The organism is Streptomyces cahuitamycinicus (assembly GCF_002891435.1).
Taxonomy (GTDB): Bacteria; Actinomycetota; Actinomycetes; order Streptomycetales; family Streptomycetaceae; genus Streptomyces; species Streptomyces cahuitamycinicus.
Genome location: NZ_POUC01000067.1, coordinates 1 through 14892, shown reverse-complemented (window position 1 = coordinate 14892; position 14892 = coordinate 1). Strand labels below are relative to the sequence as shown.

At 70.3% G+C, this 14892-nt stretch carries 9 protein-coding genes; 7 read left to right on the top strand and 2 right to left on the bottom strand.

All coding sequences use genetic code 11. The features are described from left to right. Window positions 1-432: 432 nt before the first annotated feature. The gene (locus tag C1J00_RS12205) at window positions 433-3441 is read left to right on the top strand and encodes a bifunctional [glutamine synthetase] adenylyltransferase/[glutamine synthetase]-adenylyl-L-tyrosine phosphorylase (RefSeq protein WP_102909067.1); all 3009 of its coding nucleotides are present in this window, start codon (window positions 433-435) and stop codon (window positions 3439-3441) included. On the opposite strand, the gene C1J00_RS12200 is transcribed toward C1J00_RS12205, so the two are convergent. Beyond that, entirely contained in the window at window positions 3420-4319 is a 900-nt protein-coding gene (locus C1J00_RS12200; RefSeq protein ID WP_102909066.1) for a phosphatase PAP2 family protein, read from the bottom strand. The two genes, C1J00_RS12205 and C1J00_RS12200, sit on opposite strands and share 22 nt — an antisense overlap. 93 nt (window positions 4320-4412) lie before the next feature. Then, window positions 4413-5447 (bottom strand): LacI family DNA-binding transcriptional regulator, encoded by a 1035-nt coding sequence (locus C1J00_RS12195; RefSeq protein ID WP_102909065.1) that lies wholly within the window; start codon window positions 5445-5447, stop codon window positions 4413-4415. Between the two features lie 388 nt (window positions 5448-5835). Here C1J00_RS12195 and C1J00_RS12190 point away from each other — a divergent pair, with 388 nt between their 5' ends. From C1J00_RS12190 to C1J00_RS12165, 6 genes are all read left to right on the top strand, one after another. Next, on the top strand, window positions 5836-7104 hold the full coding sequence (locus tag C1J00_RS12190; protein WP_102909064.1) for an extracellular solute-binding protein: 1269 nt from the start codon (window positions 5836-5838) through the stop codon (window positions 7102-7104). A 116-nt stretch (window positions 7105-7220) separates the two neighbouring features. Then, the gene (locus C1J00_RS12185; protein ID WP_102909063.1) at window positions 7221-8225 is read left to right on the top strand and encodes a carbohydrate ABC transporter permease; all 1005 of its coding nucleotides are present in this window, start codon (window positions 7221-7223) and stop codon (window positions 8223-8225) included. A 15-nt stretch (window positions 8226-8240) separates the two neighbouring features. Beyond that, window positions 8241-9149 (top strand): sugar ABC transporter permease, encoded by a 909-nt coding sequence (locus tag C1J00_RS12180; RefSeq protein ID WP_102909062.1) that lies wholly within the window; start codon window positions 8241-8243, stop codon window positions 9147-9149. Window positions 9150-9346: 197 nt separating this feature from the next. Further along, a complete protein-coding gene (locus C1J00_RS12175; RefSeq protein WP_102909080.1) occupies window positions 9347-11047 on the top strand; it encodes a glycoside hydrolase family 13 protein in 1701 nt (566 codons plus the stop codon). A gap of 119 nt (window positions 11048-11166) precedes the next feature. Then, window positions 11167-12540, top strand: coding sequence for an alpha-amylase (locus C1J00_RS12170; protein ID WP_102909061.1), 1374 nt, complete (start codon window positions 11167-11169; stop codon window positions 12538-12540). Between the two features lie 193 nt (window positions 12541-12733). After that, window positions 12734-14892 (top strand): alpha-amylase family glycosyl hydrolase (locus C1J00_RS12165; protein WP_180989517.1); only part of this gene is annotated, 2159 nt, incomplete at its 3' end.

The following is a 14892-nucleotide window of genomic DNA, read 5'->3' as shown; positions in this document are numbered from 1 at the left end:
CCTCGCGTCCCGCGTGGCACCGGAAACCGTCGTACCCCGTCTCCCACACCCGGCCAGTCTCCGTAGCCACACGTCTGCGGCCACACCGGGGCGCGGTCCCGTTGCACCCGGCGTTGCGCCGCACACCCCGGCCACCGGGCCCGTACGAAGTGCGCAACGGCCGCAGACGGCAGGGTGACGGGCGGCCGTCCGTCCGGCCCTGCCCGTCATGATCGGGAACGGCCCGGCCGCCGGAGCCGTGCCCCTTCGTCCGCCGTCACCGGCCCGGCGACGGCAGCCGCCCTCCCGTCATCGCGGCGCCTGCCCGGGCGGGCGCGCGGCCCTGTCCGCCTGCCGACCTCACCGGCGCTTCTCCCGGCCCGTGCCGTTACGCTCGAAGCCGTACGACCTTGATCCGATGCATGTCCGAGGAACAGTGCGAGGGAGGCCCGGATGACGGCGGCGCCGGGGCGCAGGAGCAGTACCTTCACGCGGCTGCTGCGGCACGGATTCACCGACGCCTCCGCCGCCGAACGACTCCTGGACAGCCCGGAGCTCGCGCCCCTGCGCGACGACCCGGTGCTGCTGGAGGCGCTGGGCGCCACCGCCGACCCCGATCTCGCGCTGCTCGGCCTCGTCCGGCTGCTGGAGGCCCAGCAGAGCCCCGGCGCCCGCCGGGAACTGCTCGACACGCTGATCGCGGCCAAACCCCTGCGCGACCGCCTCCTCGGCGTCCTCGGCGCCTCCACCGCCCTGGCCGACCACCTCGCCCGGCACCCGGACGACTGGCAGGCACTCGTCATGTACGAGGCGTACGACCTGCACCCCGGGGTGGAGGAGTTCGAGGCCGGCCTCGCGGAAGCCACCGACCCGGTCTCCCTGCGGGTCGCCTACCGGCGCTGCCTGCTGTCCATCGCCGCCCGGGACGTCTGTGGCACGACAGGCCTCGCCGAGTCCGCCGCCGAGCTCGCCGACCTCGCCACCGCCACCCTGCGCGCCGCCCTCGCCCTCGCGGAGGCGGCCGCACCGGAGGACGCCGGGCTGTGCCGGCTCGCGGTCATCGCGATGGGCAAGTGCGGCGGCCACGAGCTGAACTACGTCTCGGACGTGGACGTCATCTTCGTCGGGGAGGCCACCGAGGGCACCGACGAGACCAAGGCCGTACGCGCCGCGACGCGGCTCGCCTCGCACATGATGCGGATCTGCTCCGAGACGACCGTCGAGGGTTCCATCTGGCCCGTCGACGCCAACCTCCGGCCCGAGGGCCGCAACGGTCCCCTCGTGCGGACCCTCTCCAGCCACCTCGCCTACTACCAGCGCTGGGCCAAGACCTGGGAGTTCCAGGCGCTGCTCAAGGCCCGCCCGGTGGCAGGCGACCTCGACCTCGGCGAGGAGTACGTCGCCGCCGTCCAGCCCCTGGTGTGGAAGGCCGCCGAGCGCGAGAACTTCGTCCCCGACGTGCAGAAGATGCGCCGCCGGGTCGTGGAGAACATCCCCGTCGCCGAGGTCGACCGCCAGCTGAAGCTGGGCCCGGGCGGCCTCAGGGACGTCGAGTTCGCCGTGCAGCTGCTCCAGCTGGTGCACGGCCGGGCCGACGCCTCCCTGCGCAGCGGTACGACGCTGGACGCGCTGAGGGCCCTCGCCGCTGGCGGCTACGTCGGCCGGTCCGACGCGGCCCAGCTCGACGAGGCCTACCGCTTCCTGCGGTCCATGGAGCACCGCATCCAGCTGTTCCGGCTGCGGCGCACCCACCTCGTCCCCCAGGACGAGGCCGAGCTGCGCCGCATCGGCCGCTCCCTCGGCCTGCGCGCGGACCCGGTCGCCGACCTGCACCGCGAGTGGCGGCGGCACGCGGGCGTCGTACGCCGGCTGCACGAGAAGCTCTTCTACCGGCCGCTGCTCGACGCGGTCGCCCAGCTCGCCACCGGTGAGGCCCGGCTCAGCACCGAGGCGGCCAGGGAGCGCATGGTTGCCCTCGGCTACGCCGACCCGGCCTCCGCCCTGCGCCATCTGGAGGCACTGGCCTCCGGCGTCACCCGCAAGGCCGCCATCCAGCGCACGCTGCTGCCCGTGCTGCTCGGGTGGTTCGCCGACTCGGCCGATCCGGACGCGGGACTGCTCAACTTCCGCAAGGTGTCCGACGCCCTCGGCAAGACGCCCTGGTACCTGCGGCTGCTGCGGGACGAGGGCGCCGCCGCGCAGAACCTCGCCCGGGTCCTGTCCGCCGGCCGCCTCGCGCCCGACCTGCTGATGCGCGCCCCGGAGGCGGTCGCGCTGCTCGGCGACGGGGACGGCGGTGGTCTGGAACCCCGGCCCCGCGCCCACCTGGAGCAGGAGATCCTGGCCGCCGTGAAACGCGCCGACGGCGCCGCCCAGGCGGTCACGGCCGCCCGCGGTGTGCGCCGCCGCGAGCTGTTCCGCACGGCCGCCGCCGACATCGTCGGCTCCTACGGCACCGAGGAGCAGCCCGCCGAGGCCGATCAGGGCGCTCTGGTGGACCGGGTCGGCGGCGCGGTGTCGGACCTGACCGCCGCGACCCTGGCCGGCACGCTCCGCGCGGTCGTGCGGGACGGCTGGGGGAGCGACCTGCCCACCCGGTTCGCGATCATCGGCATGGGCCGGTTCGGCGGCCACGAACTGGGCTACGGCTCCGACGCGGACGTGCTGTTCGTCCACGAACCGCGCGACGGCGTCGACGAGCGGGAAGCGGCCCAGGCGGCCGGCAAGGTCGTCTCCGAGATGCGCCGTCTGCTCCAGATCCCGAGCTCCGACCCGCCGCTGCTCATCGACGCCGACCTGCGCCCGGAGGGCAAGTCCGGGCCGCTGGTGCGCACCCTCACGTCCTACGCGGCGTACTACCGCCGGTGGGCCCTGACGTGGGAGTCGCACGCCCTGCTGCGGGCCGAGCCCGTGGCCGGCGACGAGGAGCTGGGCCGTCGCTTCATCGAGCTGGTCGACCCGCTGCGCTACCCGGCGGACGGGCTCGGCGACGAGGCCGTGCGCGACATCCGGCGGCTGAAGGCCCGCATGGAGTCCGAGCGGCTGCCGCGCGGCGCCGACCCCAAGCTGCACGCCAAGCTCGGGCCGGGCGGCCTGTCCGACGTGGAGTGGACCGTGCAGCTCATGCAGCTGCGGCACGGCGCTGCGGAGCCGGGCCTGCGCACCACCCGCACCCGCGAGGCCCTGGCCGCGGCCCGCGCCGCCGGGCTGATCACCGACGAGGACGCGGCGACCCTCGACGAGGCCTGGGTCCTCGCGACCCGCGTCCGCAACGCGGTGATGCTGGTCCGTGGCCGGGCGGGTGACACCTTCCCCTCCGATCCCCGGGAGCTGGCCGCCGTAGGACGGTACTTGGGCTACGGCCCCGGCCACGTCGGCGACATGCTCGACGGCTACCGGCGGACCGCGCGCAGGGCGCGAGGCGTGATGGAGGAACTCTTCTACGGGGCCGCCGAGCGCTGAGGCTCGCCGGTCCGGGCCCCCGGCACGTTGTCTTCCCGGACCGCGCCCCACCTGCGGGCCGGCACCGTCCGGGGCAGTGCGTACGGCTGCCTTCCGTACCAGAGCCGGGCCACCGTGAACCCGAAGGCCAGGCACAGCACGCCACCGACCGCGTCCAGCCAGAAGTGGTTGGCCGTCGCGACGATGACCACCAGCGTCAGCGCCGGGTACAGCAGGCCCAGCACCCGCACCCAGGGCACCCTCGCCAGGGCGAAGATCGTCAGCCCGCACCACACGGACCAGCCGATGTGCATCGACGGCATCGCGGCGTACTGGTTGGACATGTGTTTCAGGTCGCCGGACGCCATCGAACCCCAGGTCTGGTGGACCATGACCGTGTCGATGAAGCCGCCGCCGTTCATCAGCCGCGGGGGTGCCAGCGGATACAGGTAGTAACCGACCAGGGCGACGGCCGTGGTCGCGAACAGCACCAGCCGGATTGCCGCGTAGCGGCCGGGATGACGACGGTACAACCACACCAGGACACCCAGCGTGACGACGAAGTGGAGCGTCGCGTAGTAGTAGTTCATCCCGACGATGAGCCAATGCACCGAGTTCACGGCGCGGTTGACGGACTCCTCGACGGCGATGCCCACGTGGTGCTCGGCCCGCCAGATCCAGTCGGCGTTGCGCAGGGCCTCGGCCTTCTGCTCGGGCACGGCGTTGCGGACGAGCGAGTACGTCCAGTAACTCACCGCGATCAGCAGGATCTCGAACCAGAACCGGGGCCGGTGGGGGGTGCGCAGCCGGTGCAGCGGACCCGGCCGGGTCACAGCCGTGGCGGGGTGCGGAAGGGACGTTTTCCGCCCTTCCTGCGTCGTCACGGTCGTATTACCCATAGGCACAGAGTTTGCCAGAAAAGGACTTCCCCACCGATCATCCCGCGGCCCTGTCCGAGCCGCATGTTCAACGGCGACTCCAGGCCGGGGGCCTCAGGGGCGAGCGCGTTCCCCGGGGGCCGAAGCGGTCGAACCGCGCACCACCAGTTCGGGCATGAACACGAATTCGCTGTGCGGCGCGGGCGTCCCGCCGATCTCCTCCAGCAGCGTGCGCACGGCGGCCTGTCCCATCGCCGGGACCGGCTTGCGGACCGTGGTCAGGGGCGGGTCGGTGAAGGCGATCAGCGGGGAGTCGTCGAAGCCGACCACGGAGATGTCCTTCGGCACGTCCAGACCGAGCTGCCGGGCCGCCCGGATCGCGCCCAGCGCCATCATGTCGCTGGCGCACACCACGGCCGTGCAGTTCCGCTCGATCAACGCCGTGGCCGCCGCCTGACCGCCCTCCAGGGTGTACAGGGAGTGCTGCACCAGCTCCTTCTCGACGGTCTCGGCGCCCAGGCCCAACTGGTCCTGCACCGTGCGCACGAACCCCTCGATCTTGCGCTGCACCGGCACGAACCGCTTGGGCCCGAGGGCCAGGCCGATCCGGGTGTGGCCCAGGGACACCAGATGCGTGACCGCGAGGCTCATCGCGGCGCGGTCGTCGGGGGAGATGAACGGCGCCTGCACCTTCGGCGAGAAACCGTCGACCAGCACGTAGGGCACGCCCTGGGCGCGCAGCCGGTCGTAGCGCTGCATGTCGGCGGTGGTGTCCGCGTGCAGTCCGGAGACGTAGATGATGCCGGCGACCCCGCGGTCCACGAGCATCTCCGTCAGCTCGTCCTCCGTCGAGCCGCCCGGTGTCTGGGTGGCCAGCACCGGTGTGTAGCCCTGCCGCGTCAGCGCCTGGCCGATGACCTGCGCCAGGGCCGGGAAGATCGGGTTCTCCAGCTCCGGGGTGATCAGCCCCACCAGCCCCTCGCTGCGCTGGCGCAGGCGCACCGGGCGTTCGTAGCCGAGCACGTCGAGGGCGGCCAGCACGGATTGGCGGGTGGTGGCGGCGACGCCCGGCTTCCCGTTGAGGACGCGGCTGACGGTCGCTTCGCTCACCCCCGCCTGCACAGCGATGTCGGCAAGCCGTGTGGTCACAGCACCGGACTGTAGCGGCCGGGGATCTCCTTGCACACCGACGGGACGCCGGGTGCGGGCCGTCGCACGGCCCGCTGCGGATTGCTTGGTCATCGCGGTCCCTTGAAGTCGTGTCGGCGTCCGCTCCGCAACGGATGATTCCCCCGGCGGAGACGGATGGCAAGTGCTTGCAGAGTCTTGCACAGCTGTCCGACTCCCCGTCGAACAGCGGTAACTCCGGGCTTCAGGGCGATCAGGGAGAGGTCACGGCGGGGTAACCATCCGCATGTCTTGCACGATTTTGCTGCAAGGTCTTTCGCAAGTCCTTCCAGCGCGGCTAATCTCACCGACGCCCGGCCGCCAACGGCGCAGTCGGCAGCACAACGGGCTTCACCCTCAAGGAGAACTCATGCGGCGTGGCATAGCGGCCACCGCGCTGGTGGCGTCCCTCGCCCTGGCGGCGACGGCCTGCGGCGGAAGCGACAGCGGCGACGAGGCCGGCGGCCCGGTCACCATCACCTGGTGGGACACCTCCAACGCGACCAACGAGGCACCGACGTACCAGGCCCTGGTCAAGGAGTTCGAGGCCGCCAACAAGGACATCAAGGTCAACTACGTCAACGTCCCCTTCGACCAGGCGCAGAACAAGTTCGACACCGCCGCCGGTTCCAAGGGTGCCCCCGACGTGCTGCGCTCCGAGGTCGGCTGGACCCCCGCCTTCGCCAAGAAGGGCTTCTTCGCGCCGCTGGACGGCACCGAGGCCCTCGCCGAGCAGGACAAGTTCCAGCCCAGCCTGATCGAGCAGGCCAAGTACGAGGGCAAGACCTACGGCGTCCCCTTCACCACGGACACCCTCGCCCTCGTCTACAACAAGGCCCTGTTCGAGAAGGCCGGCGTCGAGGCGCCCAAGACCTGGGACGACCTGAAGAAGGCCGCCGCCACCATCAAGGACAAGACCGGTGTCGACGGCTACTGGGGCTCCACCCAGGCCTACTACGCGCAGTCCTTCCTCTACGGCGAGGGCACCGACACCGTCGACGCCGAGGCCAAGAAGATCACCGTCACCTCGCCCGAGGCCAAGAAGGCCTACGGCACCTGGCAGGGCCTGTTCAAGGGCAAGGGCCTGCACAAGGCCGACACCACGGCAGACGCCTACGCCCACATCCAGGAGGCGTTCGTCAGCGGCAAGGTCGCCTCGATCGTCCAGGGTCCGTGGGAGATCACGAACTTCTACAAGGGCACGGCCTTCAAGGACAAGAACAACCTCGGCATCGCCACCGTCCCGGCCGGCTCCACCGGCAAGGCGGGCGCCCCGACCGGCGGCCACAACCTCTCCGTGTACGCGGGCTCGGACAAGGCCCACCAGGAGGCCTCGCTGAAGTTCGTCAAGTTCATGACCTCGGCCAAGGCCCAGGAGACCATCGCGTTGAAGAACTCCACGCTCCCCACGCGCGACGACGCCTACACCGACAAGGTCAAGGCCGACCCCGGCATCGCCGGCTACCAGGGCGTGCTGTCCGCCGCCCAGCCGCGCCCGGCACTGCCCGAGTACAGCTCCCTGTGGACCCCGCTCGACGACGAGTTGCTCAAGATCGCGAGCGGCAGGGAGTCCCTGGACAAGGGCCTCGGCAACGCCGAGACGGCCATCGCCAAGCTGGTGCCGGACTTCTCCAAGTGACCGCCGGGTGGCCGCCGGATCCCCCTGCCACGGGGGAGGGGATCCGGCGGCCACCGGCCCGCGCCTGAGCCCGGGCACCCCCTTGACCTCCTTGAACTTCCAGAAGGTGTCGAACCATGACAGTCGCCATCGACCGAGCGACCGGCAAGCGGCGCGGTGAGCGGGAACCACGGCCCGGACCGGTGCAGCGGCTGAGGAACGGCCTCCACAAGCACTGGTACGCGTACGCGATGATCGCCCCGGTGGCGATCGTCCTCGGCGTCCTCGTGCTGTACCCGCTGGGCTACGGCCTGTACCTGACCCTCACCGACGCCACCAGCCTGAACACGGCCCGCACGATCGGCGTCAACGAGATCGACGCCACCTACAAGTTCATCGGCCTGGACAACTACGCCGACATCCTGTGGGGCCCGACGGCGTACGACCGCTTCTGGTCGCACGTCCTGTGGACGGTCTTCTGGACGGCGGCCTGCGTCGCCCTGCACTACGGCATCGGTCTCGGCCTCGCCCTGCTTCTCAACCAGAAGCTGCGCGGCCGCACCCTCTACAGGATGATCCTGGTGCTGCCCTGGGCGGTGCCGACCTTCGTCACCGTGTTCGGCTGGCGGTTCATGCTCGCCGACGGCGGCATCATCAACTCGGGTCTGGAATTCCTGCACCTGCCGACGCCGTCGTGGCTGGAGGACACCTTCTGGCAGCGGTTCTCGGCGATCATGGTCAACACCTGGTGCGGTGTGCCGTTCATGATGGTCTCGCTCCTCGGCGGCCTGCAGTCGATCGACGCGAGCCTGTACGAGGCCTCCGAGATGGACGGCGCCAACGCCTGGCAGCGCTTCCGCTACGTCACCCTGCCCGGCCTCCGGTCCGTCAGCACCACGGTCGTCCTGCTCGGCGTCATCTGGACGTTCAACCAGTTCGCCATCATCTTCCTGCTGTTCGGCAACACCGCCCCGGACGCCCAGATCCTCGTCACCTGGGCCTACCAGCTGGGCTTCGGGCAGCAGCCGCGCGACTACGCCCAGTCCGCCGCCTACGGAATCCTGCTCCTGTCCATCCTGATCGTCTTCACGTCCTTCTACCGCCGCTGGCTGAACCGCAACGACCAGCAGCTCGCGATCTGAGGCAGGAGTCCGAAAATGAGTACGACCACCGTCGAGACCCCCGCCCCTGCGGGCGGGCGACGCCCCGCGGGCGCCTCCGGCAGGACGCGCCGACGCGGCGAGCAGAGCCGCGCGGCCGCCGTGGCCTCGCACGCCGTGCTGATCGGTGCGAGCCTGACCGCGCTCTTCCCGATCGCCTGGCTGGTCTTCCTGTCCCTCGGCCCGGACAAGGACGACTACCTCCACCCCGGACGCATCTGGGGCAAGGTCTCCCTCGACAACTACGCGTTCGTCCTGCAGGACACCGGCTTCTTCGACTGGCTGAAGAGCACGCTGATCGTGGGGCTGGGCACGACATTCATCGGCGTCGTCGTCGCCGCGTCCACCGGCTACGCCGTCTCCCGCATGCGGTTCCCCGGCTACCGGAAGCTGATGTGGGCGCTGCTCGTCACCCAGATGTTCCCCATCGCGGTACTGATCGTGCCGATGTACCAGATTCTCTCGGATCTGCAGCTCATCGACAGCTACCTTGGTCTCATCCTTGTCAACTGCACCACGATCGTGCCGTACTGCGCCTGGCTGATGAAGGGCTATTTCGACACCATCCCGTTCGAGATCGACGAGGCCGGACGCGTCGACGGGCTGACCCCCTTCGGCACGTTCGCGCGGCTCATCCTGCCGCTCGCCAAGCCGGGACTCGCGGTCGCGGCCTTCTACAGCTTCCTCACGGCCTTCGGTGAGGTCGCGTTCGCCTCGACGTTCCTGCTGAGCGACGACAAGTACACGTTCGCCGTCGGTCTGCAGACGTTCGTGAGCGAGCACGACGCGCAGCGCAACCTGATGGCCGCGACGGCTGTGCTGATCGCGATACCGGCCGCCGCGTTCTTCTACCTCGTGCAGAAGAACCTGGTGACGGGCCTCACCGCCGGTGGCACGAAGGGGTGACCTTCGTCGAGCGATCGGCTGCGGCCCCGTCGTGGCCGGTCGCGCCCACGCGGCGGAGCCGCATGTCCATCGAGCCTCGCGCCCCTGCGGGGGCGCGTGGGGGCGGCCGCGGTGCCCATCCGACCCCGCTGTGCCGCGGCCGCCCGAACCCCTCCACGCTTCCCATGACCGACATCCTGTTACGCATCAAGGACGACATGAGCCAGCACTCAGCTGCACCTGCCCCCACCCCCACGTCCGCCACGGCCGTCGCCAAGCGCCGCGACTGGTGGCGGGACGCGGTGATCTACCAGGTGTACCCGCGCAGCTTCGCCGACAGCAACGGCGACGGCATGGGCGACCTGGAGGGTGTCCGCACCCGGCTGCCGTACCTGCGCGACCTCGGCGTGGACGCCGTATGGCTCAGCCCCTTCTACGCCTCGCCGCAGGCCGACGCCGGCTACGACGTCGCCGACTACCGTGCCGTCGACCCCATGTTCGGCAACCTCCTGGACGCCGATGCGCTGATCCGCGACGCCCACCGGCTGGGCCTGCGCATCATCGTCGACCTGGTGCCCAACCACTCCTCCGACCAGCACGAGTGGTTCAAGCGTGCCGTCGCCGAGGGCCCGGGCTCCTCGCTGCGGGACCGCTACCACTTCCGCCCCGGCAAGGGCGAGAACGGCGAACTGCCGCCCAACGACTGGGAGTCGATCTTCGGCGGCCCGGCCTGGACCCGGGTCACCGAGCCGGACGGCACGCCTGGTGAGTGGTACCTGCACCTCTTCGCCCCCGAGCAGCCCGACTTCAACTGGGAGCACCCGGCGGTCGGCGACGAGTTCCGCTCCATCCTGCGCTTCTGGCTGGACATGGGCGTCGACGGCTTCCGTATCGACGTCGCCCACGGACTGGTGAAGGCGGCGGGGCTGCCCGACCTTGGATCCCACGACCAGGTGAAACTGCTGGGCAACGAGGTCATGCCGTTCTTCGACCAGGAGGGCGTGCACGAGATCTACCGCCAGTGGCGGCTGATCCTCGACGAGTACGCGGGGGAGAGGATCTTCGTCGCCGAGGCCTGGACGCCGACCATCGAGCGCACCGCCCACTACGTCCGCCCCGACGAGCTGCACCAGGCCTTCAACTTCCAGTACCTCAGCACCCACTGGGACGCCGAGGAGATGCGCGAGGTCATCGACCGCACCCTGGAGGCCATGCGCCCGGTCGGCGCCCCGGCCACCTGGGTACTGTCCAACCACGACGTCACCCGGCACGCCACCCGCTTCGCCAACCCGCCCGGCCTCGGCACCCAGATCCGCCTGGCCGGCGACCGCGCACTGGGGCTGCGCAGGGCCCGGGCCGCGAGCCTGCTGATGCTGGCGCTGCCCGGCTCGGCCTACGTCTACCAGGGCGAGGAGCTCGGCCTGCCCGACGTCGTCGACCTGCCGGACGAGGTGCGCCAGGACCCGGCGTACTTCCGGGGCGCGGGCCAGGACGGCTTCCGCGACGGCTGCCGGGTGCCGATCCCGTGGACACGGACGGGGTCCTCCTACGGCTTCGGTGACGGTGGCAGCTGGCTGCCGCAGCCCGACGGGTGGGGCGAGCTGAGCGTCGAGGCGCAGACCGGCGTGCCCGGTTCGACGCTGGAGCTGTACCGGGCCGCGCTCGCGGTGCGCCGCGAGCAGCCCGACCTCGGCGCCGGCGCGTCCGTGGAGTGGCTGCGGGCGCCCGAGGGTGTGCTGGCCTTCCGGCGCGGGGAGTTCGTGTGCGTCGCGAACACCACCGGCGAGTCGGTGGCGATGCCGGCGTACGGCCGGGTGCTGGTGGCGAGCGGGGAGATCGTCGAGGTCGACGACGAGGCGAAGGTGCCGGCCGACACCACGGTGTGGTGGACCACCGCCACCGCGGGGGCCCGCGCCTGATTTTCCCTTGAATTTCGCACGGCCCGCTGCCCTTTCGGGTGGCGGGCCTCTACTATCTGCGTCACCGCAAGGTTTCTGAACCTTGCTGCAAGAACCTTCAACGAAGAAGGAAACCCCACATGGCACGCAGATTCCTCGCCGCCGTCGTCGCGCTCGCCGCCGCCTCGGTTGTCATGAACCCGACTGGTGCGCAGGCCTCCCCACCTGGCACCAAGGACGTCACCGCCGTCCTCTTCGAGTGGAACTTCGCCTCGGTCGCCCGCGAGTGCACCACCACTCTCGGACCCGCCGGATACGGCTACGTCCAGGTCTCCCCGCCCGCCGAGCACATACAGGGCCCGCAGTGGTGGACCTCGTACCAGCCGGTCAGTTACAGGATCGCCGGTCGGCTCGGCGACCGCACGGCGTTCCAGACGATGGTGAACACCTGTCACGCGGCCGGTGTGAAGGTCGTCGTGGACACCGTCATCAACCACATGTCGGCGGGCGGCGGCACCGGCACCGGCGGCTCGGCGTACGGCAAGTACAGCTACCCGGGTCTCTACTCGGCGCCCGACTTCGACGACTGCACGGGCCGGATCAGCGACTACCAGGACCGCTGGAACGTCCAGCACTGCGAACTGGTGGGCCTGGCCGACCTGGACACCAGCGAGTCGTACGTCCGTGGCGCCATCGCCGGATACCTGAATGACCTGCTCTCGCTCGGCGTCGACGGCTTCCGTATCGACGCGGCCAAGCACATGGACGCCGCCGACCTGGCGAACATCAAGTCCCGGCTCGACAACCCGTCGGCGTACTGGAAGCAGGAGGTCATCCACGGCTCCGGCGAGGCCGTCCAGCCCACTGAATACACGAGTAACGGTGACGTCCAGGAGTTCCGCTACGCCTACGACCTCAAGCGGGTCTTCAACAACGAGAACCTCGCCTACCTGAAGAACTACGGCGAGGGCTGGGGCTACCTGAGCAGCGGTGTCTCCGGCGTCTTCGTCGACAACCACGACACAGAGCGCAACGGCTCGACCCTCAGCTACAAGGACAACGCCAACTACACCCTGGCCAACGTCTTCATGCTGGCCTGGCCCTACGGCGCCCCGGACATCAACTCGGGCTACGAGTTCTCCGACCACGACGCCGGCCCGCCGAACGGCGGCCGGGTGAACACCTGCTGGCAGGACGGCTGGAAGTGCCAGCACAACTGGCCGGAGATCAGGTCCATGGTCGGCTTCCGCAACGCCACCCGGGGCCAGCCCGTCACCGACTGGTGGGACAACGGCGGCGACGCGATCGCGTTCGGGCGGGGTTCCAAGGGCTTCGTGGCCATCAACCACGAGCCGGGTTCGCTGAGCCGTACGTATCAGACGTCGCTGGCTGCGGGGACGTACTGCGATGTGCAGAACAACAGGGCCGTGACGGTGAACTCCAGCGGGCAGTTCACGGCCACGCTGGGTTCCAACGCGGCCCTGGCGATCTACGCGGGCAAGTCCGGCTGCTAGACGCGGACGTCCGTTCGCGGTGCGAGCGGCCCCTGCGGCACGTCCCGTGCGGTGGGGGCCTCCGGTCCCGGCCGACTCCGGTGGTTGAAAGTTCTTTCCAATGCTTTCAGGACTCTTGCTGTAAGCGTTTCGGCGGCGATACGGTCGCGCGGGGTCGGACCCGAGAGAGCCGCGATGCAAGGAGTCCACGTCAGTGATACCGAGATGGCGTGCGCCCGCAAGGCGCAGAACCGCCCGTGCCGGACGGGTCGCCGCGGTCACCGCCACCGCGCTGGCCGCAGCGCTCGTCCAGCCGCTCGCGGCGCGGGCGGACACCCCGCCCCCGCCGCCGTCCGACGCCAGGCTGGCCGCCGAGCCCGCCCGTCACGACGCCACCCGTGAGCAGTTCTACTTCGTCCTGCCGGACCGTTTCGCCAACGGCGACACCGGCAACGACAAGGGCGGACTTACCGGTACCCGCCTGACCACCGGCTACGACCCCACCGACAAGGGCTTCTACCAGGGCGGCGACCTCAAGGGCCTGACCAAGAAGCTCGACTACATCAAGGGCCTCGGCACCACCGCCCTCTGGATGGCCCCGATCTTCAAGAACCAGCCCGTGCAGGGGGCGGGGGCCAACGCCTCGGCCGGCTACCACGGGTACTGGATAACCGACTTCACCCAGGTCGACCCCCACTTCGGCACCAACAAGGACCTGGAAACCCTCATCGACAAAGCCCACGCCAAGGGCATGAAGGTCTTCTTCGACGTCATCACCAACCACACCGCGGACGTCGTCGACTACGAGGAGAAGTCCTACGACTACCTGTCCAAGGGGGCATTCCCGTACCTGACGAAGGACGGCAGGCCCTTCGACGACGCGGACTACGCGGACGGACGACGGGACTTCCCGGAGGTCGACAGCGGCTCCTTCCCGCGCACGCCGAAGGTCACCAGGAACAACAAGGTCCCCTCCTGGCTCAACGACCCGACGATGTACCACAACCGCGGCGACTCCACCTTCGCCGGTGAGAGCTCCGCCCACGGGGACTTCTCCGGCCTTGACGACCTGTGGACCGAGCGGCCCGAGGTCGTGCGGGGCATGGAGCGGATCTACCAGCGCTGGGTGCGGGACTTCGACATCGACGGCTTCCGGATCGACACCGTGAAGCACGTCAACATGGAGTTCTGGACCCGGTGGGCCACGGCCCTCGACGCCTACGCGGCCAAGCAGGGCCGTGACGACTTCTTCATGTTCGGCGAGGTGTACTCGGCCGACACGGACGTCACCGCCCCGTACGTCACCCAGGGACGCCTCGACGCCACGCTCGACTTCCCCTTCCAGGAGGCGGCCCGCCAGTACGCCTCGCAGGGCGCGAGCGCGCAGAAGCTCGCCGGCGTCTTCGGCGACGACTACAAGTACACGACCGGCAAGGCCAACGCCTACGAGCAGGTCACCTTCCTCGGCAACCACGACATGGGCCGGATCGGGTCCTTCCTGAAGCAGGACGACCCGAAGGCCACCGACGCCGAACTGCTCGCGAAGGCCGGGCTCGCCAACGAGCTGATGTTCCTCAGCCGCGGCAACCCCGTCGTCTACTACGGCGACGAGCAGGGCTTCACCGGGCCGGGCGGTGACAAGGACGCCCGGCAGACCATGTTCGCCTCGCGCACCGCCGACTACCTCGACGACGACCGCATCGGCACCGACCGCACCCACGCCGAGGACGCCTACGACACCAAGACCCCGCTCTACCGGCAGATCAGCGCCCTCGCCGAGCTCCGCAAGGCCAACCCGGCGCTCACCGACGGCGTCCAGCAGCAGCGGTACGCGGCCGACGGTCCGGGCGTCTACGCCTTCTCCCGCACCGACGCGAAGAACGGCACCGAGTACGTGGTCGCCTTCAACAACGCGGGCGAGGCGAAGACGGCGACCTTCCCGACCGGCTCGGCCGGTTTGGCCTTCAAGGGCATTCACGGCACCGGCGCCTCGGTGAAGAGCGACGGCGACAAGAAGCTCACCGTCACCGTCCCGGCCGGCTCGGCGATCGTCCTCAAGGCGTCCGGCAGACTCGCCAGGCCCGCCACCGAACCGGCCGTCACCCTGAAGGCCCCGCCCGCGGGTGCCACGGGCACCGTTGAGGTCACCGCCGACGTGGACGGCGGGCAGCTCAACCGGGTCGTCTTCGCCGCGCAGACCGGCAACGGCAGGTGGCAGACCCTCGGCTCCGCCGACCACGCCCCGTTCAAGGTCACCCACACCATCGGCAAGAACGTGGCGCCCGGCACGGCCCTGCGCTACAAGGCCGTCGTGGTCGACTCGGCCGGACGCACCGCGAGCGCCCTGGCCGCCTCCACCACCGGCACCCCTCC